We start from the raw sequence: 22,878 nt of genomic DNA on the forward strand, positions 1-22,878 counted from the left end.
GAACACCGAGATGACGACACGAACACTTGAGGTCAATGGCATCGACCTCTCGGTCACCGAACAGGGCAGCGGCGATCCCGTCATACTCTGTCACGGCTTCCCCGGACTCGGCTACTCCTGGCGGCACCAGCTCCCGGCAATCGCCGACGCCGGCTGGCACGCCATCGCCCCCGACATGCGCGGCTACGGTCGCAGCAGCCGACCGACCGACGTCGGCGCCTACGACCGCGCCACCACCGTCGCCGACATGGAAGGAGTGCTCGACGGGCTGGGCGTCGAGCGTGCGGTCTTCGCCGGCCACGACTTCGGCGCGCACCTGGTGTGGGATCTGGCTCGCTGGATTCCCGAGCGCGTCGCCGGACTGATCCAGCTGAGCGTTCCCCTGACACCACGAGCACCGATGCGTCCCAACGAGATCTCCGCGTTCCTCGCCCGTGACCACTTCTTCCACATGCACTACTTCCAACAGCCCGGTGTCGCCGATGCGGAGCTCGGCACCAACGTCGACGAGTTCCTCCGTCGGGTGTTTTGGGCTCTGAGTGACACCGACCGCTATCTCACCTGCTGGGAGCATCCGACCGCCGATAACGGCTATCTCGATGTGCTGCCAACGGCTCCGCCGCTGCCCTGGGAATGGCTGTCTGTCGACGAGTTTCAGTACTACGTGGATGAGTTCACGCGGACCGGATTCACGGGCGGACTCAACTGGTATCGGACCGCCGACCTCGTGTGGGAACAGAACGCTGAGCTGCATGACAAACCGGTTCTCGCGCCGACTGTCTTCATCGCGGGCGACCGCGACCCCGTTCTCGCGATGATGGGCCGCGATCCACTCGCGGCGATGACTTCGCTCGTCCCCGATCTACGCAACGTCGAACTCATCCCGGGCGCTGGTCATTTCGTGCAGATGCAGGAGCCGGATCCGGTCAATGCGGCGATCGTGGAGTTTCTTGGTGGGTTGTGACGCCCCATCCTGTCGAGTCGGTTGAGCGTCATCCGGATGGAACTGCCGATGAACTCGTCGGACCGCACTCCGTCGGTGAGCCACCAACCCACAGTTGTCGGATGATGTCCGAGGCAAGCTGTCGATGTCCGCGCAGGGTCGGGTGTGCGCCGTCGGACTCGAACAGCCGCGGGTCCGACAGCCAGCGCAGTTCGATGGGGTCGATGAACTGGACTTCTTTCGCCGACGTCGCCTGTACCAGCGCGTCACGGACCCGCTCGAGCTGAGGCAACGTAACCGCCGGCACCTGGACCGGGCCGACCGCGACCAGACGTGCATCGGGAAGGGCTGTGCGGACCGCGTCGTAGGTGCGTTCGGCCGCTCGGGTGATCTGGTCGGGTGGGTATCGAATGTCGTTGTCGCTGCCTTGGATCAGGACGATGCGCGGGTGTGCCGTCACTGCGCGCGAAACTCGCTCGAGGTAGGTCGACTGCCCGTTCTTGCGCGAGCCCGGATTGACGTACCCGGTGCCGTCCTCACCGTCGACCTCCACGTCCCAGCACGTCCGGTCTTCGATGACCTCGGGATAGGCGTTGTCCTCGCCGTGGGTGAATCCCGTCGCATAGGAGTCGCCGAGAACGTAGAGGACGGGCGCACCAGTCGTCGGTGTTGGTTCGGGCTCGGGTGATGCTGTGGCGCAACCGGCGAGGAGCAGCGCTGTCACGAAGCACAGAAATGGGCGGAGCCTGTGGTCTCGCGGGGTTCGGCGGTCAGGCGTCGACGCAGTCGCTGTGGCGGTCGACGACGGACTCATGTGTTCACGAAAGCACAGTTGGCGAGTGGAGGGGCGGATCGTGAGCTGTCTCGGCACCCTCGTCAGATTCATGATTTGGCTGACGGCTCGTTTGGCGCGACGTCATCGACTGCGTACGACGATCGACCGTCGGCTCAGATGACTCAATTTGGTTGAACTAGCTGCCGACGTCGGACGAGGACCACACGGCGTTGCCGACAATATTCTCTGTCGAGGACGGCGGAGAAGCGGCCTGCGTCTCCGACACCTGTTTCGGTTTGATCCTCCAGCAACTCTTCACCATGCGCGTACCATCCAGTTCACCATTGCCTCGCAAGGAACCATTGCTATGAAGCCTCGCAGCGCGCTCGCCGCTCTCGTATCTGCAGTCGCCCTGACCGCGACGATCGCCTCGACCAGCGCGGCTGGCGCCGCAGTACTGCCGCCAGGGCCCCAGGTAGATGGTGCTGCTTACGGCGTGGTGCGAGGCTGTAGCTACACCGTTAGCGCTTCGGTCGACGGTGACGAACCGGTGTACTTCCAAGCTTCAATGCCAGGATATTCCGAGTTCATCGGCTACGCGCAAGTGGTCAACGGCCGGGCGACCTCCTCAAACAAACTTCAGCCGCCGGTTGCGGGAGAATGGACGTTGTTCGCCTCGCAGGGCGAGCAGTATCCACCGCTTAGCACCCCGGTAACCGTCGTCGAGGGCCTGAATTTCGGCAGCATGTGCGTGGGGTTCTAGCTGCGTCGGTTGTGATACCGCTTGGATCTCAGCAGGTGTGGCGCGGCGACCGTCGACATGCCAGATCTGCAGTTGCTCGAGGGTAGAGAGCAAGGTGTTGAAATCCAGGCCGTATGGGCGATGCAACAGGCGACGAGGGCGGCGGCTCACGCCGGGACTGGTGAGCTCGATCGCGGGTACGGCGTTGCTCGTGACCATGAAACGGATTGTCGTCGAATCGAAGTCGAACGTCATGCCGTCGCCGAACCGGATCGACTCGGGGCCGACGAGCAGCGGACCGCGTTCTCGATAGGTGAAGAAGAGCAGCACGGGGATCACAGCGGCACCCATCAAAGACGGAACCAACATTCGTCCGGCGTCGCCGTAGCCAAGGAACACTGCTGCGAGCGACCCGCCGAACATGATCCCGATGACCGCAGACAACGTGATCCCCGCATGTGCGTAGAACGGCTGTCGATGAACCGCGACAGAATCGCGCCGAATCACCAGTTTGGTACGGACGGGCGCGCGAACCACGATCGGCAACAACGCAACTCCGACAGAGAAGATCACCATCGCCGGCATGGACAACGCCACCGAGACGACGCCGCACCACACTGCGATCACAAGAAGCCCGATACCCGACGCGCGAGACTGCTGATAGACCCAGTCGGTCCGCTTCGTCCAGATGAAGCGGAAATCGCGCCCTGCGTTCATCGACACGGTGCGGTCGATCTCATCATCGCCAGAGAGTACGAGAATCCGAACACCGATGACCAGCGGGACAATTCGGACACTGGCCGATCATCCTCAAGTGCGCTCCGCCGGTGCGCTAGAAGCCGCCCAGGTCGATGACCAATGCGATCGGTGCGGCGATGACGAAGATCGGCGTGAATCCCGCCCAGAAGGCACCGAGGAACCATCGGCACCTCGGGAAGCGCCCGAACGCGACGCTACCGACCCCGTACACAAGCAACGGCAGCAGCGCCCAGACCAACCAGAACACGAGCGGCGGGTCCGACACGTTCGAGTTGTGGTAGTCGGACGTCTTTGCCCCGGTAACGAGCAGCGGCGGAGTGATTGTGGACGCCACGTACGGCAAGTAGACCCCGAGACCGGTTCCCGCGAGGAAGACGAGGCCAGGTATCGCGATGTCGACGACATCCAGCCACCGACGCCTATCCGGAACGCTTCTCAACGGCTACTCCGTATTCACCCACCATGGTGGGACCGGTGTCAATCATTGCCTCAGCACGTCCCGACTCCCCGACAATGGCAGGATCTGGTGGACTGTCGCAAGGACAACCGCGACGAGTGCCATCGGGACGGCGACGAGGAGGAGAATCCAGAATCCCGCCCAGTTCGCGACACCCGCGAACGACAGCCCGCCGTACGCTGCGACCGCCAGCCAGGAACTCCATCGTCGCATCACCAGTGCGGCCACCAACGCCGGCGCGCACAGAAGCACTGCGAGCACAACGAACGGCCAGGCGCCAAGGACTTCGATCATCGGGGTGTCGCAATCGGCTCCGGGCGCGCTGTCGAAATCGAGTCGCCCCGTCTTGGAGCAGCCCAGCGACACGGTCGACATGGGCTCTCGGGTGCTCGTCACGGCATACACCAGTGCGAGCACAGCAATGAGTGACCACACGACACGCATGATTCTCACGCGCGAAGTCTATGGTGCCGGTGATTGCGTCTCGAGTCACACGGGCGTCGTGCCGTGCCTGTTCATAACGACGGCAGATTCGCGAAGAAGTCATCGATATCGATGAGGTACCGCCACGCCGTGTCTTTCTCCCGATCGTCAATCCAGTTGCAGACTTCGAATCCATCGGCACCGTGTCCGATCAGCACTCGCGGGATCTGCATTCCCGGTGCACCGAAGACGATGTTGTGTGTCGAATTGTATTGATAGAGCGCCTTATACACCAACAAAGCGAGGTCGACGTCCATGTCGTCGTCGATGAATTCGTAGCCACGTGCCAGAGTTTGCCCAATGGTCTCGCCCGGCAGCTGGGTCATCACAGGCGGGTCATCGCGGATCAACGCCTCGTTCGTTTCGAGCCATTCGAGCATCGGTTCGAGAAACAGATCCGCCTGAATGAGCACCTGGGCTGGCTGGTCGTCCAACTCCAGGAGGATCAGGGACAGATCCGGACACATTGTGCCGAATCTCGGGTTGTCCTGCCGGGCCGTCTTCTCCACGAACCGGAGACGTCGCACAGGACCGCTGGCGTCGCTCACGAAAAGTCACCTCTCAACATCTTCTTCATCTGCGCTGTTGTGATGTCGCCATGGTCCCTCAGGGTCTGCAGGGCCTTACCGGGGACGTCACTCGGCTCAGTCGCCGGATATCCGTGGTACCCGCCCGCCCCATCTGGCTGGAACACGTAGACCTTTCCATCGCGAACCCCATACCGCTGTTTTCCCGACTCCACCGAATTGTCGAGCACTTCCTGTGCCTCTTCGTCGGACAGATCCATCGGGGTGCCCTGCCGTCCATGATGAGGCATGCTCGTGTCGTGTTTGGGGCTCGGGACGTACTTGGGTGAGTCGTCCGACTCATCGATCGTCTCCGCGGTCAGCATCGCGAGGTGCTCGAGCGCACCGGCGGCCGTCAATCCGTGTGCACCGGCGAATGCGCCCGCACCTGCGACTCCCGCGCCGGCGAGTACAACGAGGAGTCGGCTGCCCGTGATCAGTCCCCGGATGGCGGTCGCGGCTTCAGCGATCATCGCGGCACCCGAGGCCGTCCCGGCGGCTGCTCCTGCCTCATCCGCACCTGCGAGGCTCAAGCCGCCGGAGAAGACGGTCAGCAGCACGAGCCCGACAACGACAGTTGCGGCCAACGCGCCGAGGGCGATCAGAAGCTGATGTGACCGATCGCCAACCGAGGTGCGGAGTTCGCCCAGCGCGCTGCTGTGGCTGCTGACCGGTGACGCCATTGCTGACGCGTATCCCGCCATCGAGGTCGCGGCACCCTTGAGGTTTTGCAGGTGCTCCCGGATGCTCTGTGCGTCATCGGCGTGCTCGGCGTCGAACGAATCATGCAGCCCCTGAAGGGTTGTGCTCGCTCCGCTGATGTGGTCGTGTGACGCGAAGTCGCTCCATGCGGTCGACGCTTTGGCCAGCTTCCCGGTGTCGCCGTTGGGCACAGGGATACCGATCTTCTCCAGTAAGCCCGGGACGTCGGTGTCGAGGCCGTCACCGTTGGAACCGACCGAGGTCGGCGGCAGTGCCGTCGCACCCGAGTAGAGCGGCCCACGAGATCGCGCCGGCGCTACTGGCCGGGGTCCCTTGTTCGGGTCCCGGTTGGCGTCGTAATTGGCGACTGCCCAATCGTGGCCGGCAACATTGACGACATCTCCGAAGTTCTCCAACGCATTCACGAGGAGTTGGGCGGAGTTCAGGAAATCCTTGGTCTTGGTGTCGTAACTGCCGCCCCACGACTGGGCCTCGGAGTAGTCGCCTGCCATGCCGCTGCATTGACCGAGCGACACCCGCAGGAGACCGATCTGGGCGCTGACATCCCCAGCCATCTGCCTGCAGGCACTACCCGCCGCGAAGTAGGTATGCGGATTGACGGTAACCACGTTCGTTACCTCAGCATCCGTGAATTGACCGCGTGGGCTGCGGAGTACCGCTCGTGGGCATGTCTCGCGGCAGCCTTCATCTCATCTACTCCGCGCGCGAACTCTTCGGCTCCGGCGACCCACTCCCGGTGTGCCTCCGCGTAGGCGTCGCTCGCATCGCTGGACCATGACGTCGACACCAAGCTCGCGGCCTGGGTATCGATACTGCCCAGCTGATCGCTCAACAGCTTGGCGTAGTTCGCCAGTCTCGCAATGGTGGCGTCGAGCTCGTCCAGATCTACGTGGAACGAGTCGCCCATCAGACGATCCTCAGGTCGACAGATCCTGCATCATGATCAGAGGTCTCGTAGCGCTCCGCCGCTCCATGGAGTTTCCCGGACAGTGTTGTGAGTGCGTGCAAGATCTCTCGACCACCGTGCTCACAGTCGGCCCACCCGTGACTGAATGCTCGCGCGGCATCCCCGCTCCATCCGGATGTCAGCAAGGTATCCACATCGTGCCCCGTCGCAGCGAGCGCTTTCCTCAACTGTTCGGCCGCTTGTCCGATCGCATGCCCGACCTTTGCTACTTCGTCCGGCACCACGTCAACGTGCGGACCTGCCGACCCCCCGACTGTCATGAGCAAAGGGTACGAGTGTGCCAATATCGTTGCCCACCCGAACAATTCGGACAAACGAGGCGAACCGGCTCCAGCGGCGGTCGAATCTCGGCATCTGCCTGTGAATGGCTACCGACTTCATCCGATCAAACGACAATCCCTGTCATTCACGCGCGCGACAATCAGCCTATGCGTCCAGGACTTCGTATCGTCGGCAGGCGGATCGCCCTCACCGTGGCACTCGCCGCAGGAATCGTCGCACCCGTTACCGGCCCCGTGTCGGCGGCTCCCGCACCCACCGTCATCCACGACTGCTCCGGCAAAGCCTTCGTCGAACCCGAGATGATCAACTCGATCTTCTGCGCCGACGTCGGCATCATCGTCACCGATATTCGGTGGTCACGATGGACAGCAGAGCTCGCCGTCGGGAACGGCGTCGAGCACCGCAAGACGTGCGTACCGAACTGCGCCGAGGGGCCGATCGCGGTGCAGCCTGTCGACGTCACCTTGTTCGCTCCGGAGAATGGCGAGTTCACCCAGATCCGACTCGGCGACGAGTACGGCGTCAGCAACACCTACGAACTCACGGGCACTCTGCGGCGGTAGCCCTTCACGAATCAACCGGTCTTCGTCCGGCTGGACGCATGACCGATCCACACAACCGCCGCACCGATCCCCGCCGCGACCGCGAACACCAGCCAGAGCGCCACCTGTTCCAGGAGCGCGCCGACCAACGCGCCCACCAGGATCGCGACGATGGCCGCAAGTCGGCGATTGACGATCGTTGTGCGTTGGGGCCGGGCGAACATGTCGGTGGCCCAGACAGTGATGGTCGACGTCACGACGACCGTGGTGACGTCGGCGACCCCGACCTTTCGTGCCGCCGCGGCCTGCATCCCCATGGCGCACGCGGTCATCGCCGCGGCAACGATCACCACCGTCGAATCGGTCGAGGTGATTGCGAGCATCACTGCCGTCGCAGCTACGAGGAGAACCGACGTCACCGCCACGGCAGTGAGTCGCGGACTCCATCCGGTCGGTGATGAGCGCATCGACAACCCGGCGAGGCCGGCTCCGAAGATGAACGTTCCCAGCGCAAGTGCTGGGCCTAGCACGGGCAATCCATCAGCCCCGGCGGCTCCCATGCCGAGGATCACGACGTTCCCGGTCATGTTCCCGACGAAGACCCGATCCAGGCCGAGGTAGCCGCCGGCGTCGACAAGACCGGTGACGAAGGTCAGCGCGAGCATCAACCCCAGGTGGCGGGAGGCGTCCTCCATTCGAGCGAGCGTTGTCATCGGAGATCGGCGGGTGGTGGGTGTGAGGGTCATGGGGTGGCCCTTCGTGACGCCCGCTCGTTCCTCGCAGGCTCCTCAGGGACCGAGGTCTGCGACCGCAGTCCCGAAGCCGGAACGGCCTCCGCAATCAACGCAACTTCGACCGGCGCACCGCCGGGTAACGCGTAGACCCCGACGGCGCTGCGAGCGGGCAGGCCTTCGGAACCGAACTCGACGGCAAGCACATCGGACGCACCGTCAGCCACCGCCGACAGCGCGGTGAACTCACTGCTACAGGCGACGTACACGGTCATCTCGACGCAGCGCAGACGCTCCCCGCCCTCGAGCAACGATCGGGCGGCAACGACTGCATTGCGGACGGCAACGGACGCGGCATCGCGCGCGGCGGCAACGTCGACTTCGACTCCGACTCGACCCACGATCTGCAACTGACCGTCGCGGCGCGGAGTCATCCCGGCGGTGCGAATCGTGGACACGCTACGGGTCGCCGGAACGTACCGTCCCTGAGGCTTCGGAACATTTACGGTGGCAATCTCATTCGAGGCCAAGTGCCACCCCCTCCTGCCGTGGATCACTGCCACCGATCAGAAGCCCTTGTGGATCCATCGAGATCACCTGGGCGCTGCCGGCTTCGCCGAAGGGCGTCATGTCCCGCACATCAAACCCTCTGCGACGCAGTTCATTGCGCGTGTCGGCGGCCACCGTGGTCTCGATGCGCAGCTCGGACTCCTTGCCGACGGCATTCGCGTCCGAGCCGGGGAAGACGGTGAATCTGGGTGCGGACACCGCTTCCTGCGGGTCCAAACCGTGGTCGAGCAGATGAGACAACAACTGCATGTTCCACTGCACCTGACCATCACCACCGGGGGTGTTACCGACCGCCATGAGGTGTCCGGAAGCGTCGGTCGCGACCCAGGCATTCAAGGTGTGCAGGGGCTTTCGTCGCGGCTTCACTTCATTGGGGTGACGGTCGATCAGATAGGCGCCGCGGCCCAATCGGTTGTTCAGCACGATTCCGGTATCCGGCACACTGAACTTGGCACCGAAGGTGAACGCCAGGGAGTGGATGAGACTGACCGACCTGCCGTCGTCGTCGACCACAACCAGAGACGTGGTGTCGCCTGCTGCGACAGCGAACTCACGGGTGCTCGCCGATCGTCCTGCCATACGCCGGCGGCCTTCCGCGATCATGTCGGCAGTGAGTGTGCGCTCCAGGCCGTCGTTGTCGGATCCACAGAACGCGAACCGATCCTCGAACGCCACCCGAGCCGCCGAAGCCATCCGATCGATCGCGTCCGCGCTCATCCATGGAGTCAGTCCCAGCTCGGGTCCGCACAGGCCCGCCTGCTGGAGCACCATCCACCCCGCCGACGGCGACGGCGTCTGATGGATCACCGCACCTCCGTACTCGGTGGTCACTGCCGCCTCCGGCGCAACGGAACCGGTCACCTGCCACTCGTCACCGCTGAAGGGCGCTCCGCCTTCCGTGAGCGCGGTGACACATCGCTGAGCGAGTTCACCTGTGTAGAACGACGCCGGGTCGGCCGCCAGCCGCCGGATGGTCTCGGCGAGGTCGGCCTGTGCCCGCCGCGATCCGATCAGTGGCACGCGACCGCCGTCGGTAAAAGCGGTGCGCAGGTTGTCGTCGTTCCGGATCGCGGTGAGGGCGTCGCCGACGTCGTCCCGGGTTTTCGCAGAACACGGCAGTCCACGCTCAGCGATGCGGGCGGCAGGCTCCCACAGGTCTCCGAGACTGCGGGTGGCACCGTTCGCATGCAAGGCGGCAAGCGCGGCTGGTGCGCCCGGAACTGCCACCGCCAGTGGGCCGTCCAGAGGTATCGCCGACAACCCGCGCTCACGGTAGAAGTCGGGCGTCCCACCGTCCGGCCCGAAACCGCTTCCGTTGACGGTCCACACCGATCCGTCCGGCTCGGCGACAACCGCGAACGCGTCGCCACCGATCCCGCACTGGCCCGGCAGAGTCAACCAGGTGATCGCGGCGGCGGCCAACGCGGCGTCGACCGCGTTGCCACCCGACGACAGCACCTGCAATCCGGCGGCACTGGCCAATGGATGGCTGGTGGCCACCATTCCTCGAGTGGCGATGGTCGGTGGGCGTTGCGGAATGCCGGTCATGAGGAGGCCCGGAGCTTCCGGCGTCGCGGCCCCTCCGGCGGCTCGGTCGGATCGATGCCCACAAAGATCTCGCCATCCCGCTCTTCGCACGGATAGGTCTTGATCGGTTCAGTGGCCGGAGGGCAGATCGGCTCACCGGTTTCGAGATCGAATGCGCTTCCATGGCAGGAGCATCCGATGCCATCCTGGACCAGCTTGCCCGACGAGAGCAGACAGTCCAGATGTGAGCAATAGTTCGAGGTGGCGTAGGCCTTGCCGTCGAGTCGCGACACGGCGACCTCGTACTCCTCCGCGTAGAACCGCCGGACGATACCTTCGGGAACCTGACCCGACCGGGCAACCCGCTTGAATTCCATGGCATTTCCTCTATCGAAAGTCGGTCCGTCAGCTGGTCGGCGTCAGGTAGATGGTCTTCTCGGACTGGTAGAACTGCATCATCGACGGTCCGGCCTGCTCTTTGAACGTCTGGGTACTCGACGCCTTGTACCCGCCGAACGGCGCATTCATCGCCATGCCGGTGGTGGGCTGGTTGATCTTCACCAGACCGGTCTGCGATGCGTGTGCGAACTCCATGGCCCGCTGCAGATCCCGAGTGATGATGGCGGCGCTCATCCCGAATCGGGTGGCATTCGCCAGGTAGATCGCCTCCGCATGATCGCGTGCTCGTTGGACCGCCAGCACCGGGCCGAAGATCTCTTCGTGCACGATGCGCATGTCAGGGGTGGCTTCGGTGAAGACCACAGGTCGGGCGAAGTAGCCTGTGCGGTGATCGGATTCAGGTTCCGGAGTCCGCAGGACGGCACCCTCGGCGAGCCCGGAGGCGACGTAGCCTCGGTACTTCTCGAGCTGAGCCGCACTGGCCAACGGCCCCATGGACACATCACCATTCAGACCCGCACCGACCACTAGTTTCGCCACTCGCTCGACGATCGCATCAACCAGCGCGTCATGGATCTCATCGACGACGATCAGTCGGCTGGTACCGGTGCACGCCTGCCCGGACAGCCCGAACGCACCCTTGACGACGGTCGCTGCAGCCATCTCGATGTCCGCGTCGCCGAGTACGACGGTCGGGTTCTTGCCACCCATCTCCAGTTGCACACGGCGCTGCGGTCCGACCTGGCGATGTATGGCGTGGCCGACGTCCGTGGAGCCGGTGAACGTCACCGCGTCGACCCGCTCGTCGGCGGCCACCGCGGCGCCCGACGAGCCACCACCCTGGACCAGCGCGATGGCTTCCACCGGGAGTCCCCCGGCCAGGAGTGCTTCCACCAACCGCTGGCCCATCAGCGGGGTGACCTCGGACGGCTTGAACAGCACGGTGTTTCCCGCGGCGAGCGCCGGCCCGATCTTGCGAGACGGGATGTTCAGTGGGAAGTTCCAGGGCGTGATCGCTCCGACGCATCCGACCGGTTCGCGGACGGTGTACACCAGACTTCCGGACGCCGCCGGGTACGTGGTGCCGCCGGACCGGACGGCCTCTGCCGCGTAGAACCGCAGATTCATGGGCGTGCGGCCGACTTCCATGGTCGCCTCGGCACGCGTCTTGCCCTCCTCCCGCACCATCTCCTCGATCAGCTGGGACGCATGGGATTCGAGTTCTGCCGCCGCGGCCTCGAGGACGCGAGCGCGTCGCTCGGGTGCGGTGCCGGCCCAATCGGACGCGCCCTTCGTGAGGGCGTCGACAGCGGCGTGGACGTCCTCGGCGGCGGAATCGGGGAAGGTGCCGATGACCTCAGCGGGGTCGGCCGGATTCACACTGACGAAGGTCGCACCGGAGGCTGCGGGAGCCCACTCGCCGCCGATGAAGTTCGCGCCGTCTACAGGGGTGTGTTCGGTCATGCCGGCACCTCTTCCTCACCGAGTTCCCACAGGTCGATGTCCTCATCGGCCAGCACTGCTCGATCGACCGGGCGGCCGATCATCTCGCGGGCGGCCATGATGTCTTCACCACGGTCGATGGCGAAGGCACCGCAGATCTGGCCCTCGCGCAGGTAGAAGGCCGAGAACTCGCCGTCGTCGACGCTGCCGCGAAACACCAGATCGTCGACTCCGGCACAGGTTCCGGTGAACTGCAGGTTGAGGTCGTACTGATCGGACCAGAACCAGTGCGCGCTGTCGTCGGGCCTGTCCTCGCCGAGGACCGCACGGGCGACCACCGCGCCCTGACGGTTGGCGTTGTCGACATGCTCGACCCGCACATGGCGGCCGGCCGATGCGGAGAACCGGGCGGCCACATCTCCGACGGCGAAAATTCCCGGCACAGAGCTGCGGCCACAGGCGTCGACGACGATCCCGTTGTCGACGGTGAGTCCGGCGGCGCTCGCCAGTTCGGTATTGGGCACGATCCCGATGCCCACGATCACGTCGTCGACATCGAGCACGGTCCCGTCCGACAAAGTGAGCTTCGCGCCCGTGTCGGTGACCTCCGAGGACGTGACGCCGACACCACATCGCAGGTCGACGCCCTTGCGCCGGTGGATGTGGGCGCACAGATCGGCGATTCGGGTTCCGAGGCGTGGCTCGAGAATCTGAGTGCCGCTTTCGATCAGGGTCACGTCCAGTCCGAATCCTCGAGCGGTGGCAGCGATCTCCAACCCGATGAACCCACCGCCGATGATCGCCAGACGCGCACCATGTCGGAGCCGATCACGAAGCCGTTGCGCGTCGTCCAGGGTGCGCAGGTAGTGCACGCGCGGCGACGACCCGATCGCGAATCCGGGCAACAGGCGCGGGCGTCCGCCGGTGGCGATGACGATCGCGTCGGCGGTCAGGGTGTCGCCGTCGACGAGTCGGAGCGCTCGACACTCGACGTCGATAGTGTCGACGCGAGTTCCGGTCCGGATGGTGATGTCGTTGTCGGCGATGACCTTCGGGGTCAGCAGCGCCATCGAGGTCTCGTCGGACGTTCCGGCCAGAAACTCCTTCGACAACGGTGGTCGCTGGTAGGGTGCGTGGAGTTCGTCGCCGAGAAGTGTGATGGCGCCATCGAATCCGCGTCGTCGGAGCGTGCGGGCGGTGACGGTTGCGGCGTGCCCGGTGCCGACGATCGCGACACTGCTGATGCTCATGAGATCGTCCTCTCCTGGTCGACACCCGTGCGCTGGGCGGCCAGGTCCACATAGATGGTGTCGTCGACCACGCGCACGGGATACGTGGGTTGGCAGACGTCCTGGTCCGCTTCGTACCCGGTGTCCAGATCGAATCGCCACTGGTGACCCGGACAGATCACGCGGCCGTGCAGCAAGGTGCCCTTGGCCAAGGATCGGTCTTGATGCACGCACAGGTCAGCGAAGGCGTAGACGTTGTCGCCGACTCCGAAGAGTGCGATCGCAGTGCCATCCAGATCCACGCGTAACTTGCGTCGGCGCTTCAGTTCTCGTGTGGTCGCGGCGGCCAGCCATTGGCCGGTCTCTGACACCGCGGTCGACGAATCCTCTGCCATGTGGTCTCTTCCCTCCGGGGCTCGCCGCCGTGAGGGTCCCGATGATCGGGGCCCTCACGGCGTGGTGCCGCGCTCGGAACCGTCGTCAGACTCCGGCCAGTTCCAGGTCGGACGCGACATAGGCGTCGTACAGGCCCTTGGTGTAGGAGAACCGCATCTCGGCTCCCCACCGCACCAACTGCAGGCACCGCTCCTGGAGCTGAGGGGTGTCCGCACAATCGAGGACGATCTGGTAGCCGCGCTCGCCGTGGACGACATCCGAGGTGATGTGCAGGTCGAAGAACTCGATCTCGTCCTCGGTGAAGCCGTACACCTCGCGCAGCGGGATGATCTGCTTCTTGTAGATGCTCGGGACCTGAGACTCCAGGCCGACGACCAGCGCCGCGGTGGCGACGACGAAGTGTTCACGCTGCGACACCGCGTAGCACCAGGACTGCAGCCCCCGCGTGATCGCATTCATGTTGCTCGGGTCCTCGATCCGTTCCCGGGTGGTACCGCACGCCTCACCGAACTTGATGAGCAGGTCGGTGTGCCGGATGTCCGCCAACTCCTCCTCGTACATGTTCTGCAGGGTGAAGTCCTTGGCGTCGGTGAAGTGGTCCGGGGTGTTGGCGTAGATGTTGGCGAGGTAGTCGGCGAACGGACCCACGTAGTGATAGTGGTTCTCCGCCCAGCGAGCGAAGTGATCCTTGGTGAGCTTGCCATCCGCCCACGCCTTGCTGAACGAAGCGTTCTTAGCCTCGCGGCCCTTGATGGCGTTCTCGAGTGCGGCCCGGAACTCGTCGCGTCCCATGAGAGTGGTCATGGTGGTGTCCTTTCGGAATTGCTGTCAGAGAATGAATTTGGGCTGGATGGTCGATATTCGTCCCGCGTCGATGCGGGAAGCTGCCGAAAAGCGTTCACCCAAATGCGCTTTCGACACTCGCGACACTATGAGCGGCCCAGGGGTGTCGCCACGGTCACTGTGTCCGCATATCGGCGGCCGATTCGGTGAAAGTGCACGTCTCAGCTGACACCGGCAGACACGACGGCCTCGAACTCCGCGAGCATGGCGGCCCCGACGGCCTTGTCCTGCTCGCCGTTGCCACCGCTGATCCCGACGCCGCCGACGATCTGTCCGTCGTGGACCAGCGGAAATCCGCCGACGAACGTGGCGAACTTGCCGGGCAGCATGTGCGAGATCCCGAAGGCCTCATTGCCGGGGAGTGCGGGGCCGTTCGGCGGCTCGTTGAACAGGTGGGTGGCACGCTCGTGTCCTGCCGCCGTGTAGGCCTTCGCCATCGAGATCTCGACACCCGTGATACGGGCGCCGGGAAGTCGGTGCAGGGCAATGACATTACCGCCGTCGTCGCAGACGCAGAGCGTCTGCTTGACGCCGATCTCCGACGCCTTGGCGGCGCCGGCCGCGAGAATCGGGAGTGCGTCGTCGAGAGTGATCCGCAGAATCCGATGCATGTGAGTCAACCTTTGATCGCGTGGTGGGGCTGGGTTGTCGCCGGTCGAGTGCGGCGTAGTGATCATGAAACCGGATCCGCCGCGCTCACGAACGTGTCAACATGACCTGAGAATGTGCGATTCGTTGACTACTCTGCACATAGTGATGGTGTGAGTGCCCTGGTAACTGAACAGGGACCACACTTTCGTGTCAGGTGCGCAGCCCCGCACCGCCCTACCGACAGCCCGGTGAAAGCAGGTCCTGATGGAACCGCACCCCCGTCTGACCCTCGGCGGTCTTCTCGACGAAGCACTCATGGAGGGCGCGCGCGTCATCTCCGATCACGCAGACAGTCAGGCCCCGGTGACCTGGGCGTTGCCGTTCGCCGAGGTGATGACGCGGTACGACGACCTCGCCGCAACGGTTGTCTATGCGCGCCCCGAATCGCTGGCCGCGAAGCCGTCGAGCATGAGTTCCCTTGCTGCACGTGGTGCTTCGGCAATCATCGTCGACGGCCCCCTACCGCCGGCGGTCACTCGCGAACAGATTCCGGGTGATCTCGTGGTGATCGAGATGGGATTCCCCATCGGGTTCTCGGCGCTCAATCGGCTCCTGGCAGAACGGACGTTGACGCAAGAGGTGCACGTGATGCGCTACGCGACGCACGTGCACCAGTCGCTGGCAGGTCTGCTGCATCGCGGTGCAGGCATGTCGATGCTGTTGCGTGAGGTCTCCGCACTGTCGCATTCGCCTGCGCTGGTGTTCGACGCCCGATGCGAGGTCGTCGCCCACAATGGCCTGGAGAGAACCGCACTCGACCTGCTGGCGCCTCCTCTGCGCGAACGCCTCGCCGAGCGCGAGGACATCCGCGACCATCACGACGCCGCGACGCTGACGGTGCCCACATCGGACGGCGACTGGACATGCACCGTGGCGCCGATTCGTCTCGGCAAGTATTTCGAGGGATGGGTTGCGATCCTGCATCGCGGCGACCGGCCCGGTGTGCACGAACTGGCCCAGCACGAGGTGGTCGCGAGTCAGGCCACCGCCATCATCGGTTCGGAGATGTTGCGGCAGCGCAGCGTCGAGGAGGCCGAGGAGCGGGCCCGCGGCGACTTCGTCCAGGCACTGGTTCACGGCGGATTCGGCTCCGAGTACGAGATGCGCACTCGTGCCGGGTATCACGACATCGATCTCGACGCGACCTTCGCCGTCTTCGCCACCCGGACATCGGTGTCGCGGACCGAAGGTGCTGAGCCCCAAGCGGATCGGACGCTCCTGCGGCTGGCGCGGTATGCAGCGAGTCTGATGCCGCGCAAAGGCGTTCGCTCGTACATCACCGTGCTCGGCGACATCGTGGTGGTGGTGCGCACGGTCCGCGGAACCACCCCGGCCGAGGTCGACGAGGAGGTCCGCGAGTACGCGGTGGCCATGGCCGACGATCTGACCGCCCGTGGGCACGCGTTGTCGGCGGTCGCGTTCGGCGCGGCTGCCGTCGGCGCGACGCAGATCCGGGAGAGCTACCGCGAAGCCCGTGTCGCCCTCGACATCGCCGACCGCATGCACATCACCGGTGCCATCGCGCACCAGGAACTGCGGTCATTCGGGGTGCTCGAGCAGATCGCGGATACCGAACGCAGTCGTCAGTTCACGTCCGATGTGCTGGGGCCGATCCGACTTGGTACGGAACTCCACACGATTCTTCTCGCCTACCTCGAGCACGGCGGCAACGTGAATGCCGCGGCACGTGCGCTGAACATGCACCGAAACACCATGCTGTCGAAGATCGACCGCCTGTCACGTGCCTGCGGCTGTGACATCCGGGTTCCCGAGAACCAGTTCACGGTGTGGCTCGCCCTCCGACTGGAGTTGCTCGACAGTCTCGGGTCGTCTCTCGCCCGCGAGATGAGTTATCGCTGACCGGCGAGCTCGGGTTCGGCCCTGTCGACGGCCTCCGGATCGGTACCGAGGAACGACGCCGCCAACCCGCATGCGGCAATGACCGTGGTCAGGGCGAACAGCACGGGATAGTCCCAGCGATGCAGCGCCACCGACACCCACGCGGCGCCGAGTGCCGAGCCGCCGAATCGGAGCAGATTGAACAGGCCGAGTCCGGTGCCCTGCGCACCGGCAGCGGATCGGGTGGAGCCGGCAGCCGCCGGCGTCTGCACCAGGGCGACGCCGATACCGGTGAGGACGAGGACGGTGGAGAGCCATCCGATCTCCACCGCGACGCCGGTCGCCAGCGCCATCGCGGACTGGGCGACGATGAGGACGACCAGCCCCGTCCGAAGGATCGGCCGAGCTCCGAATTGGTCGCTGACCCGTCCCACGGGCGGCGCCAGGATCGCCATCGTCGCCGGTAGGGCGAACAACAGCACCCCTGCCACCGTTGTGCTCGCACCCTGCGCCACGGCATAGAGGGGGACCGCGAGCAGCGTCGCACCGAGCGCGAACATCTGTGCAAATGCCGCGCCGGCGCTCCGCGCGAACCGCGGCTCGGTGACGGCGCGCATGTCGATGAACGGGACCCGGACACGCAAGCAATGCCAGATGGCAAACGCGAGCAGGATGGTCGACGAGGCGAGCAGCGCGGCGACCACCCATCCGGCAGCCGACTCCGCCCCGATCAGCGTGACTCCGAGGATCAGCAACCCTGAGCCGAGGGTGATGGCGACCGCGCCGACGATGTCGAGCCGCATCACCTTGCCCGGGAAGCGCGGCACTCGCCGCAGGGTGAGGACTAGACCGAGCAGGGCGATCGGCGCGAGCGGCACGAATACCCATCGCCATCCGGCGACATCGGCGAGCAGCCCACCGACCGATGGGCCGACCGCCTGGCCGATCCCGTTCACGCTGGCCCAGGCGCCGACCGCGCGGGCTCGACGTCGAGGGCCGAACAACCACGCGATCAGACCCATCACCGCCGGTGCGAAGACGGCGGCGGCCAGGCCCGCGAGCGCCCGCCACGCGATCAGGATCTCCAGCGTGGGGGCCGTCGCCGCCCCGATCGAACAGACCGCGGTGATCACGAGGGCGGCACAGTAGACGCGTCGCCGGCCGAATCGGTCCCCGACGTACCCGGCCAATGGCATTGCGGCCGCGAATGTGATGAGGAATCCGACGACGACAAACACTCCGCTGCCGAGTGGGGCGTCGAAGTCCGCAAGGATGGCCGACAGCGGCACATTGACCACACCATTGCTCAGCGTGCCGACGAATGTGCCGGTGAGCAGCGCCGCGAGGGCCAGCGGGGTCCCGGAGTCGTCGCCGACCGTTGTTCCGGGATCGGATCTGCGTGCCGTCATCGCTTCCTCTGCCTGGTGTCGCGGATTCTCGAAATCAAGGTCTCAAACCCTGATTGGTGGTCACGATGTTTCCACCCGGACGTGAGGATAAGAACTCGTGCACACCCACAGCATGCACACGGATTGTCGCGGTCCCCTGTGCACAGTGACCATCGACATCGTCGGAGTTGTTGCTGCCACGACCTGGGGCGAAACAACCCGTTCGCAACCGGGTTACACGCAGGTCACAGGACGCGACGAAACTGCGAAATCAGTTCAGTGTGCACACGAAACCCGGGAGCTACGTGTGCATCGTTCTGATTGACCGGTGAGGAAGGCGGGTGGAGTGTCTTCACCACCACAGCCCCGTTCGTTCCTCTCCCGTTAAGGACCTTCACTGTGCAGCCCATAGATCTCACTGCCGCCCATTGGGTATATCTGGCCGGCGTCATCGTCATCATCGCCACCATGGTCATGCGCAAGAACATCGTCGTTCCTGCCGTCATCGCAACGTTTCTCACGGCGTTCGCGTTCTCCGACAGCATCGTCACGGCGATCGCGTCGATCTTCAACGCCAGCTTGGTTGCCGCGAAGGAGCTGTTCAACATCTTCCTGATCATCGCGTTGGTGACCGCGATGTTGGGCGGTCTGCGCCAGATGGGCGCCGACCGACTGATGATCACTCCGTTCCGCAAGATCATGCGCAGTCCGACAAGCAGTTTCATCATTCTTGCAGTCGTGACATACGTGATCTCCCTGTTCTTCTGGCCGACGCCCGCCGTTCCGCTGGTAGGCGCCGTGCTGATCCCGGTGGCCATCCGTGCCGGCCTGTCACCGATGTCGGTGGGAATGGTGATCGCCATTGCGGGACAGGGCATGGCACTGTCGTCGGACTATGTGATGAAGGTGGCGCCTGGCATCTCGGCCAAGGCCGCCGGCATCGACGTCGACGGGGTCGCCGACAAGTCGCTCATCTTGTCGCTCATCGTCGGCGGGGTCGCCGTCGTCATCACGTGGTTGATGCAGCGTCGAACCTGGCGCGCTCCGTCGGCCGAACTGCTGACCGAGTGGGAGAACGAGGCCGACCGCCACGTCGAGTCATCGGACACAACCGCAGGCGACAACCATGCCAGCGGTGAGATCGAGGTCGTCTCTGCGGGCGGCGGAACGGCGGGGCACTCTGCCACCCGGTCGGCCGGTGCCTCAGGCGGGTCCGGTGACACACCATCCGGCTCACGTGGATCAACCGGCACCGCGGTGATCGATCCGGCTCCGCCGGCCAATGGCGGGGCCGATGGTGAACCCAGCAACAAGGCAAGAATTTTCGCCTGTCTCGTACCGCTCGCATACTTGGCGTTCATCGTCTACCTCGTCCTCGGCAAGATCGGGGTCGTCCCGTCGCTCGAGGGTGGTGACGCAGCCGCCATGGTCGGTGGCATCGCGGCGCTGCTGCTCTTTGCCGTCTGCGCCGCAGACGAACCCAGTAAGTTCCTCGAGACAACTGCGGACCACCTCGTCGACGGATTGGTCTTCGCGTTCAAGGCCATGGGTATCGTCCTGCCGATCGCCGGATTCTTCCTCATCGGCAGCTCCGACTACGCCGCGGAGATCCTCGGCCTGCCCGACGATGCCACGGGCCCGGCATTCCTCTTCGATCTCGTCAACGCGGCACAGTCGCACCTGCCCAATATTCCGATCGTCACGTCCTTCGGCGTGCTGATCGTCGGACTCGTCGCGGGTCTCGACGGCTCGGGTTTCAGCGGGCTGCCGTTGACCGGTGCGCTCGCCGGGGCATTGGCGCCCGGCTCCGGAATGGACCCGGCCACCTTGGCCGCGATCGGGCAGATGGGCAACATCTGGTCGGGCGGCGGAACTCTCGTCGCCTGGTCGTCACTCGTCGCGGTGGCAGGTTTCGCTCGAGTGCCTGTTCTCAGCCTCGCCCGAAAGTGCTTTGTCCCTGTGATGAGCGGTCTGATCATCGCGACGGTGATCGCGACGTACTTGTTGTAGGAGTTTATGTTTCGCTGTCCGTGGCCCCACCGCTATAGATGCGGTGGGGCCACGGTCGGGTTGACGGGTCGGTCCTGCACACGACGGCCCGCCCGATCACCGATTTTCACGACGTCCTCCAGACACTCCTAGCTGGCATGTCCGCGACCAACCGCTCCGCCGATGGCGCCCGGGCACAGTCGGCGAAATTCAGGGCACGATCGGCGAATACTGGGCACAGTCGGCGAGATTCAGGGCACGGTCGGCGAATTCTGGGGCACAGTCGGCGAGTTCTGGGGCACGATCGGCGAATTCTTGGGCACGGTCAGCGAGTCGAGGGCGGGGGCTGGGCTGGGCTGGGACAGCGACGTTCTCACGTCCCCGGAAACCCCTTCGGCAGCGGCGCCGGATAGTCGAGCTTGAACCGCGGACCCGGCGACGCTCCGCGCAGCACCGCGCTGATCCAGGCCTGCGCCGGCATCCAGCCCACCGCCGCGTTGGTGACGTGTTCGGGCAGCGGAATCGTCACGAAACGTAAGTCTGCGCCGGCCTGCCAATACTTGCGGACCACAGGTAGCACCACCGTCGACGGCGGGATCAGCTCATCCCAGATCCCGTGGAACCACAGCACCGGGGTATCGGGAATGTGCTTGTCCAGACTGAGGTCTCGCAGGAGCGGCATCACGCCTGGAGCCTTCTCGAGCGTCTTACCGGGTTGGAAGTAGTCGCGGATCGGCCGCCACATGCCGGTCATCGCAGCGGTGTACACGCAGCGGTCGCCGAGGTCGGCGACGATCTTCTGTCCCGCAGGCGTGAGGAGCCGCTTCGCGTCGAAGATCTCCGGATACTCGCGGGACAGCGCGGCGAAGCCGAGCCACATGGTGAAGTTGCTGATCCCGGTGACTCCCGGCTGCGCGCCCGTCGCGTAGCGGGCCTGCGCGGTCAGATCCGCAGGCGCGCCGCCCATGGCGGTGCCGAGGATCGTCACATCGGGGGCGTAGGTCTTGCGCAGGCCGGCCGCACGGATGGAGCCCGATCCGCCACCGGAGTATCCGTACAGCGCGAACCCCGACCGCCGCAGACCAAGCGTCGTGTCGTTCTTCACCGCGCGCAGACTGTCGAGCACCATCTTGCCCTCGTCCCAGGTGCTGAACGTGTTGAACTTGCCGTCGAAGTCGGGGACGTTGACCGCGAAACCCTGAGCGAGCCAAGACGTTGCGAGGGTTGCCTCCTTGAAGGTGCCCGTCTGCAGGGTGTGCGACGGGTTGCACGCCGAACTGGTGGAGTCGATCGCCTCCTGGAAGGAGACCACCGGACGCGGACTACCGGTCCATGGGGTGCCGGGGATGATCACCGACGTAGCGGTCACGATCGGCCGGCCGTGTGCGTCCTCCGACCGGTACAGCAACTGCTTGGTGTGCACCGGGAACGGGATGCCGAGAATCCGGGTCTGAACCACCCGCGTCCGCACGATCTGGCCAGGCCGGTAGGCGCCGATGTTCGGCGGATCGCGGTACCACGGGTCCGTGTCCGGGGTGGCGATCGGCAGGGCGCGATAGATGTCCGGCTCGCGTGGCAACTGCGGCAACTGGTTCTGGTGCGGCGGAAAGCTGTGCGGGAAAGCCGGATTCGCACCGGCTGATCCGGGCATCAGGAGACCAACGCCCACCACGGCGGCGACAGTCGCGAGCACGACGATGCGCCGCCATGTCTTGTGCGGCGCCCCCCGATCATGCGTGTTCGCGGATCGCTCCTGATCGATGTGCTGGATCTCCACGCGTTCTCCCCCGTCGTCGGTGATGCCGGTCACAGCAGTACAGCACACGCCCTTGTTTTGAACAAGAGCTCTTGTTGGTAATTGCTTCTACACTTCGTCAGGTGACCGGAAAAGCACGAAGCGCGGGGAAGCAGTCCCCCGCCGGCCGTCGTATCAAGGGGCTCGACGCGACGGAGCGGGCGCAGCAGCGACGTGAACTGATCCTCGACGCGGCGCTCGACCTCTTCACCCGGGACGGTTACGCGAACTCGTCGATCGAGACGATCTGCCAGATGGCATATGTCGGGAACAAGGCCTTCTATGAGCACTTCTCCACCAAGGAGGCGTGCTATCTCGAACTGCTGCAACGCAACACGCACATGATCTTCGAGAAGCTCTACGCGGCACCCGACGACGCCGACGACACCGAGGCCACCCTCACCCGTCGGTTGCTGACGATGTTCGTCGACGCCTTGGCCGACGATCCGCGGATCGGCGTGATCACCTTCGGCCAGTCAGGCGGCATCTCCCCCACCGTCGAACGGCAACGGCGCGCGAACCGTCGTCAGGCCGCCGACCTCATCCGCTCGGTGTGGTCACGCTTCGACAAGGGTCCCGCCGCCGCGGGCGAGCACCTGGCGATCGCCGTGACCGGCGGCCTGTTCGACCTGATCGCCGATGCGCTCGACCAATCAGACGGCGAGCTCACCGGCCGGACGCGCACGCAACTGGCCGACGACATGACCGACTTCGTGCTCACCGTGCGGGCGGGTATGCGCGGCGAGCAACCCTGATCTCCCTCCGACGAGCCGCATTCGGGCAACTCACCCTCCTCACCTTCGGTGAAGTGCGACGCTCAGAGGGACGCATCCGGCCCG

General features: G+C 64.9%; 24 protein-coding genes. 5 read left to right on the forward strand and 19 right to left on the reverse strand.

Features of this window, described 5'->3' with window-relative positions; translation table 11 throughout:
* Positions 1 to 10 precede the first annotated feature (10 nt).
* On the forward strand, positions 11 to 964 hold the full coding sequence (locus EEB19_RS10130) for an alpha/beta fold hydrolase (protein WP_187585742.1): 954 nt from the start codon (positions 11 to 13) through the stop codon (positions 962 to 964).
* A 28-nt stretch (positions 965 to 992) separates the two neighbouring features.
* Here the strand turns inward: EEB19_RS10130 and EEB19_RS10135 are convergent, their stop codons facing one another.
* The 8 genes from EEB19_RS10135 to EEB19_RS27180 all read right to left on the reverse strand — a co-directional run bounded on the left by EEB19_RS10135 (position 993) and on the right by EEB19_RS27180 (position 6,675).
* Positions 993 to 1,667 carry an SGNH/GDSL hydrolase family protein gene (locus EEB19_RS10135; protein ID WP_187585744.1) on the reverse strand — a complete coding sequence of 225 codons (675 nt, stop codon included), beginning with the start codon at positions 1,665 to 1,667 and terminating at the stop codon, positions 993 to 995.
* A 679-nt stretch (positions 1,668 to 2,346) separates the two neighbouring features.
* On the reverse strand, positions 2,347 to 3,183 hold the full coding sequence (locus EEB19_RS10140; protein ID WP_187585746.1) for a hypothetical protein: 837 nt from the start codon (positions 3,181 to 3,183) through the stop codon (positions 2,347 to 2,349).
* Positions 3,184 to 3,292: 109 nt separating this feature from the next.
* On the reverse strand, positions 3,293 to 3,553 hold the full coding sequence (locus EEB19_RS10145) for a hypothetical protein (protein WP_187585748.1): 261 nt from the start codon (positions 3,551 to 3,553) through the stop codon (positions 3,293 to 3,295).
* A gap of 147 nt (positions 3,554 to 3,700) precedes the next feature.
* Complete coding sequence (locus tag EEB19_RS10150) at positions 3,701 to 4,129, reverse strand: ABC transporter permease (RefSeq protein WP_187585750.1); 429 nt, start codon at positions 4,127 to 4,129, stop codon at positions 3,701 to 3,703.
* Between the two features lie 62 nt (positions 4,130 to 4,191).
* Positions 4,192 to 4,707 (reverse strand): hypothetical protein, encoded by a 516-nt coding sequence (locus tag EEB19_RS10155; RefSeq protein WP_187585752.1) that lies wholly within the window; start codon positions 4,705 to 4,707, stop codon positions 4,192 to 4,194.
* Entirely contained in the window at positions 4,704 to 6,002 is a 1,299-nt protein-coding gene (locus EEB19_RS10160; protein ID WP_187585754.1) for a hypothetical protein, read from the reverse strand. Before EEB19_RS10160 ends, EEB19_RS10155 begins: the two co-directional genes overlap by 4 nt.
* A gap of 59 nt (positions 6,003 to 6,061) precedes the next feature.
* A complete protein-coding gene (locus EEB19_RS10165) occupies positions 6,062 to 6,355 on the reverse strand; it encodes a WXG100 family type VII secretion target (protein WP_187585756.1) in 294 nt (97 codons plus the stop codon).
* Positions 6,355 to 6,675 carry a WXG100 family type VII secretion target gene (locus tag EEB19_RS27180; protein WP_187585758.1) on the reverse strand — a complete coding sequence of 107 codons (321 nt, stop codon included), beginning with the start codon at positions 6,673 to 6,675 and terminating at the stop codon, positions 6,355 to 6,357. Before EEB19_RS27180 ends, EEB19_RS10165 begins: the two co-directional genes overlap by 1 nt.
* Positions 6,676 to 6,843: 168 nt before the next feature.
* Between EEB19_RS27180 and EEB19_RS10175 the strand changes: the two genes are divergently transcribed.
* A complete protein-coding gene (locus tag EEB19_RS10175; RefSeq protein WP_187585760.1) occupies positions 6,844 to 7,260 on the forward strand; it encodes a hypothetical protein in 417 nt (138 codons plus the stop codon).
* An 11-nt stretch (positions 7,261 to 7,271) separates the two neighbouring features.
* Here the strand turns inward: EEB19_RS10175 and EEB19_RS10180 are convergent, their stop codons facing one another.
* From EEB19_RS10180 to EEB19_RS10220, 9 genes are all read right to left on the reverse strand, one after another.
* Positions 7,272 to 7,934, reverse strand: coding sequence for a YoaK family protein (locus EEB19_RS10180; protein WP_262365557.1), 663 nt, complete (start codon positions 7,932 to 7,934; stop codon positions 7,272 to 7,274).
* A gap of 47 nt (positions 7,935 to 7,981) precedes the next feature.
* The gene (locus EEB19_RS10185) at positions 7,982 to 8,527 is read right to left on the reverse strand and encodes a RidA family protein (protein WP_316245466.1); all 546 of its coding nucleotides are present in this window, start codon (positions 8,525 to 8,527) and stop codon (positions 7,982 to 7,984) included.
* Complete coding sequence (locus EEB19_RS10190) at positions 8,487 to 10,088, reverse strand: gamma-glutamyltransferase family protein (RefSeq protein WP_187585764.1); 1,602 nt, start codon at positions 10,086 to 10,088, stop codon at positions 8,487 to 8,489. Before EEB19_RS10190 ends, EEB19_RS10185 begins: the two co-directional genes overlap by 41 nt.
* Positions 10,085 to 10,444, reverse strand: coding sequence for a non-heme iron oxygenase ferredoxin subunit (locus tag EEB19_RS10195; RefSeq protein WP_187585766.1), 360 nt, complete (start codon positions 10,442 to 10,444; stop codon positions 10,085 to 10,087). The genes EEB19_RS10190 and EEB19_RS10195 overlap by 4 nt, the downstream gene beginning before the upstream one ends.
* Before the next feature lie 28 nt (positions 10,445 to 10,472).
* Positions 10,473 to 11,930, reverse strand: a complete 1,458-nt coding sequence (locus tag EEB19_RS10200; protein WP_187585768.1) for an aldehyde dehydrogenase — start codon at positions 11,928 to 11,930, stop codon at positions 10,473 to 10,475.
* Positions 11,927 to 13,159, reverse strand: coding sequence for an NAD(P)/FAD-dependent oxidoreductase (locus tag EEB19_RS10205; protein WP_187585770.1), 1,233 nt, complete (start codon positions 13,157 to 13,159; stop codon positions 11,927 to 11,929). Before EEB19_RS10205 ends, EEB19_RS10200 begins: the two co-directional genes overlap by 4 nt.
* Positions 13,156 to 13,533, reverse strand: a complete 378-nt coding sequence (locus EEB19_RS10210) for a Rieske 2Fe-2S domain-containing protein (protein ID WP_187585772.1) — start codon at positions 13,531 to 13,533, stop codon at positions 13,156 to 13,158. The genes EEB19_RS10205 and EEB19_RS10210 overlap by 4 nt, the downstream gene beginning before the upstream one ends.
* Before the next feature lie 85 nt (positions 13,534 to 13,618).
* A complete protein-coding gene (locus EEB19_RS10215) occupies positions 13,619 to 14,338 on the reverse strand; it encodes a TenA family transcriptional regulator (RefSeq protein ID WP_187585774.1) in 720 nt (239 codons plus the stop codon).
* Positions 14,339 to 14,538: 200 nt separating this feature from the next.
* Positions 14,539 to 14,988 (reverse strand): heme-binding protein, encoded by a 450-nt coding sequence (locus EEB19_RS10220; RefSeq protein WP_187585776.1) that lies wholly within the window; start codon positions 14,986 to 14,988, stop codon positions 14,539 to 14,541.
* Positions 14,989 to 15,232: 244 nt separating this feature from the next.
* On the opposite strand from EEB19_RS10220, the gene EEB19_RS10225 reads away from it, so the two are divergent.
* Entirely contained in the window at positions 15,233 to 16,888 is a 1,656-nt protein-coding gene (locus EEB19_RS10225; RefSeq protein ID WP_187585778.1) for a CdaR family transcriptional regulator, read from the forward strand.
* On the opposite strand, the gene EEB19_RS10230 is transcribed toward EEB19_RS10225, so the two are convergent.
* Complete coding sequence (locus tag EEB19_RS10230) at positions 16,879 to 18,276, reverse strand: MFS transporter (RefSeq protein WP_187585780.1); 1,398 nt, start codon at positions 18,274 to 18,276, stop codon at positions 16,879 to 16,881. The genes EEB19_RS10225 and EEB19_RS10230 overlap by 10 nt on opposite strands.
* A gap of 378 nt (positions 18,277 to 18,654) precedes the next feature.
* Here EEB19_RS10230 and EEB19_RS10235 point away from each other — a divergent pair, with 378 nt between their 5' ends.
* Positions 18,655 to 20,265: a hypothetical protein gene (locus EEB19_RS10235; RefSeq protein ID WP_187585782.1), complete on the forward strand. Its 1,611-nt coding sequence runs from the start codon at positions 18,655 to 18,657 to the stop codon at positions 20,263 to 20,265.
* A gap of 352 nt (positions 20,266 to 20,617) precedes the next feature.
* Here the strand turns inward: EEB19_RS10235 and EEB19_RS10240 are convergent, their stop codons facing one another.
* Positions 20,618 to 21,895 carry a lipase family protein gene (locus EEB19_RS10240; protein ID WP_187585851.1) on the reverse strand — a complete coding sequence of 426 codons (1,278 nt, stop codon included), beginning with the start codon at positions 21,893 to 21,895 and terminating at the stop codon, positions 20,618 to 20,620.
* Positions 21,896 to 22,122: 227 nt separating this feature from the next.
* Between EEB19_RS10240 and EEB19_RS10245 the strand changes: the two genes are divergently transcribed.
* A complete protein-coding gene (locus tag EEB19_RS10245) occupies positions 22,123 to 22,794 on the forward strand; it encodes a TetR/AcrR family transcriptional regulator (RefSeq protein ID WP_262365558.1) in 672 nt (223 codons plus the stop codon).
* Positions 22,795 to 22,878 lie beyond the last annotated feature (84 nt).

Origin of the sequence: Gordonia sp. OPL2, assembly GCF_003797825.1 — a bacterium.
In the GTDB taxonomy this organism is placed as follows: Bacteria; Actinomycetota; Actinomycetes; order Mycobacteriales; family Mycobacteriaceae; genus Gordonia.